This window comes from Mitsuaria sp. TWR114, assembly GCF_007997345.1.
This window is the reverse complement of sequence record NZ_VOSR01000115.1, coordinates 1-3,775: the sequence shown is the minus strand read 5'-3', so window position 1 is coordinate 3,775 and position 3,775 is coordinate 1. Positions and strand designations below refer to the sequence as shown.

The following is a 3,775-nucleotide window of genomic DNA, read 5'->3' as shown; positions in this document are numbered from 1 at the left end:
GTGCACGTAGTCCTCGGCGACGTTGGGCAGCTCGTAGTTGATGACGTGGGGCAGCTGGTCGATGTCGATGCCGCGCGCGGCGATGTCGGTCGCCACCAGCACCTTCAGGTCGCCGCTCTTGAACTCCGACAGCGCCTTGGTGCGGGCGCCCTGGCTCTTGTTGCCGTGGATGGCCATCGCGGTGATGCCCTGCTTGTCCAGGAACTCGGCCAGGCGGTTGGCGCCGTGCTTCATCCGCGTGAACACCAGCACCTGATGCCAGTCGTGCTTGGTGATCAGGTGGGCCAGCAGTTCCTTCTTCTTGTCGCGGTCGACCGGATGGATGCGCTGCGCGATCGTGTCGGCCGTGGCGTTGCGGCGCGCGACCTCGATCAGGCCCGGGTTGTCCAGCAGGCGGTCGGCCAGCGCCTTGATCTCGTCGCTGAAGGTGGCCGAGAACAGCAGGCTCTGCTTCTTGGCCGGCAGCAGCGCCAGCACCTTCTTGATGTCGTGGATGAAGCCCATGTCCAGCATGCGGTCGGCTTCGTCCAGGACCAGGATCTCGACCTTGGACAGGTCCAGCGTGCCTTGCTGCGCGTGGTCCAGCAGGCGGCCCGGCGTCGCCACCAGGATGTCCACGCCCTTGCGCAGCTTGTCGATCTGCGGCTGCATGCCGACGCCGCCAAACATCACCATGCTGGTCAGCGGCAGGTACTTGCCGTAGGTGCGCACGCTTTCCTCGACCTGCGCGGCCAGTTCGCGCGTCGGCGTCAGCACCAGCGCGCGGATGGCGATGCGGCCCTTGGCGTCGCGCACCGGCTTGCCGGCGGACAGGCGCTCGAGCACGGGGAGGGTGAAGCCGGCGGTCTTGCCGGTGCCGGTCTGGGCGCCGGCCATCAGGTCGCCGCCGGTCAGGACGGCGGGAATCGCCTGGCTCTGGATGGGGGTGGGGGTCGAGTAGCCGGCATCGGCGATCGCGCGGAGCAGGGGCTGGGAGAGCCCCAGTGCGTCAAAACTCATAAGCTGCTTTGTTCGTGCCCGGACGGGCTTTGTGTGCAGCGCGCCGACCCGTGGGGCCTGGCGCCAGTCTTCGGCTGCCGTGGGAGAGCGTGAGCTCAGAAATGAAAACCGCGGCAAGACTGAGCCGCGGTGATGGGCGGGATTGTAGCCGAGGGGTGTCCCTCCACCGGGGGAAGGGTCCCGCCCGAAGTGGGAAGGATGCAAGTTCCGCACGCGTTGCTCACGAAATCGACACGGGCCGCGGACAGCTTCGCGCAAGCTCGGTGACAGCCGTCGCTCAGCCGCGCGTGTCGGCGCCCGCAGTCGTGTTTCGGCGCGGTAAACCGCGGGTAAAAAGGGCTGCGAGGCCCGTGCTGATCGGCCTTCGGACGGGGTTGCGGCGGCATAGTCTTGCGCCAGTGTTTCCACTTGTCCCCTTGTCCATGAGCGCCTTGTTTCCCGATCCTGCCGCCGGCACCCATTTGCTGCTGCTGGACCCCGACCCGCATGCGCGCCTGCGATTCGCCGGCCTGATGCGGGCGTGGGGCTTTCGCGTCACCGACAGCAGCGAGCCGGCCCTGCTGGACCGCGTGCCGCTGCTGCCGGTGGACCTGGCCCTGATCGATCCGAGCGACGCGCGGGAGGCCGGCTGGGGCGCGCTGACGCGCTTGAGGCAGCGCTCGCGGCTGCCGGTGATCGTGCTGCTGCAGCAGGACAGCACGCTGGAGCGGGTGCTGGCGCTGGAGCGCGGCGCGGATGCGGTGCTGGCCAAGGACGGCGAGCCGCGCGAGTTGCAGGCGCGCATCAAGGCCTTGCTGCGGCCGCGTGAAGGGGACGCGGCGGAGGTGCTGATGTTCGGGCGATTCAGGCTCGAGCCGATGACCCGCCGGCTGACCGGGCCGGGGGGCTTCTGCGTCGTGTTGTCGCAGAGCGAATACAAGCTGCTGCGCGCGTTCCTGGAGCGACCGCACAGCGTGCTGCAGCGGCAGGAGTTGCTGCATCTGGCGCGCGGCGACGGCGTCACCGCGCTGGAGCGCAGCGTGGACCTGATGGTCTCGCGGCTGCGGCAGAAGCTGCATGACGACCCCAGTTCGCCGTTGATCCGCACCGTGCGGGGGATCGGGTATCTGTTTGATCCGCCGTTGAGGTGAAGGAAGAGGCGGGCGGACTGCCATCGCCGCTGGCCCTCACCCCTCCCTCTCCCGCAAGCGGGCGAGGGTGTTCGACCGAGCGGCTGAAGACGGCAGTGGCCTGCGGCGGGGACGGGAAAGACCGGCGCTTACTTCGCGGCGACCGACGCCCAGCGCAGCTCGAACCAGTTATCCGGGCGATGGACCACCGTCACGTTGGCGCGCGTCGCCCACGGGATCATCTGGCGGTGCAGCGGGATCAGGTGCACCTGCGACCGGAACTCCCGCAGCGCGGCCTTGATCAGCTCCTCGCGTTTCTTCGGATCGGCTTCCTCGCTGGACTGCGCGGCCAACTGGTCGAACTTGTCGTCCGTCCAGTTGCCGAAGTTGTACTGCCCCACCGACTTCTCGCCGCGGTTGCGCATCAGCGGCGTCATCGCGACTTCGGCATCGGTGATGCTGCCGCCCCAGCCATACATGTAGAGGCTGGTGTCCAGCTTCTCCAGCTTGGGGAACATCAGCACGCGCGGCTGCGCATTGACCTTGACCTTCACCTTGAGCTGCGACCACATCGAGGCCAGCGCCAGGCAGATGCGCTCGTCGTTGATGTAGCGGTTGTTGGTGCAGTCGAGCGTGACCTCGAAGCCGTTGGCATAGCCGGCGTCGGCCATCAGCTTGCGCGCCGCCGCCAGGTCGTAGGGCAGCCGGGTCTCGAGCTGCGGGTCGTTGAACGCGCCCAGCGGCGAGGGCGTGAGGCCGCCGGTGGGCAGGCTCAGGCCGTTCATCAGCTTGGTGCGCAGCGTCTGGATGTCCACCGCCTGGTAGAGCGCCTGGCGCACCCGCAGGTCCTTGAACGGGTTCTTGTCGCCCGGCACCTTCCCGTACAGCAGCTTGTCGCGCGCCTGATCCATGCCGATGAAGACGATGCGGTTCTCCGGGCCTTCCTGGACCTTCACCTGCGGCGTCTGCTTGAGCTTGGGGATGTCGCGCGGCGACGGATCCAGCACGAAGTCGATCTCGCCCGAGACCAGCGCCGCCAGCCGCGTCGCATCGTTGGCGATCGGTGTGTAGACGGCCTCCTGCACGTTGCCGTCGAACTGGCCCCACCACGCCGGATTGCGCTTGAAGGTGGTGCGGATGCCGGGTTCGCGCGCCGTCATCTGGTAGGGGCCGGTGCCGTTCGCATGCGTCGCGGCGTAGGTCTCCTGCTTGTCCTTGAAGTTCTGCGGCTTGACGACGTTGTGCTGCTCGCACCAGCGCTTGCTCATGATGAACAGCGTGTCCAGGTGCTGCAGGAAGATGGGGTTGACCTTGTCGAGTTGGAATTCGACGGTGAAGTCGTCGATCTTGCGCGGCGTGCCCACCGCCTGCGCGTAGACGCTGATCTGCGAGTACGGGTCCTTCGCCCGGTTGATCGAGAACACGACGTCGTCGGCGGTGAACGGCGAGCCGTCGTGGAACTTCACGCCCTGGCGCAGCTTGAGCCGCCACAGCGTCGGCTTGAGCTGGGTCCACTCGGTGGCAAGGCCCGGCACCAGGTTGAGCTGGCGGTCGCGCGAGACCAGCCGCTCGTAGACCTGGCCGTTCATCGCGTTGGTGACGATCTCGTTCTGCGAATGCGGATCGGCCGTCTGCATGTCGCCCTGGCTGGCCCAGCGCAGCGTCTG

Annotated in this window: 3 protein-coding genes; 1 reads left to right on the top strand and 2 read right to left on the bottom strand. The window is 67.6% G+C overall.

The genetic code is table 11. The annotated features are described in order from the left end of the window. Nucleotides 1–999 (bottom strand): DEAD/DEAH box helicase (locus FUT87_RS05660; protein WP_147240359.1); only part of this gene is annotated, 999 nt, incomplete at its 3' end. Nucleotides 1,000–1,421: 422 nt separating this feature from the next. Here FUT87_RS05660 and FUT87_RS05655 point away from each other — a divergent pair. Next, a complete protein-coding gene (locus FUT87_RS05655) occupies nt 1,422–2,129 on the top strand; it encodes a winged helix-turn-helix domain-containing protein (protein WP_175538220.1) in 708 nt (235 codons plus the stop codon). 128 nt (nt 2,130–2,257) lie between these two features. On the opposite strand, the gene FUT87_RS05650 is transcribed toward FUT87_RS05655, so the two are convergent. Further along, on the bottom strand, nt 2,258–3,775 hold a 1,518-nt coding region (locus FUT87_RS05650; RefSeq protein WP_147240357.1), incomplete at its 5' end, for an ABC transporter substrate-binding protein.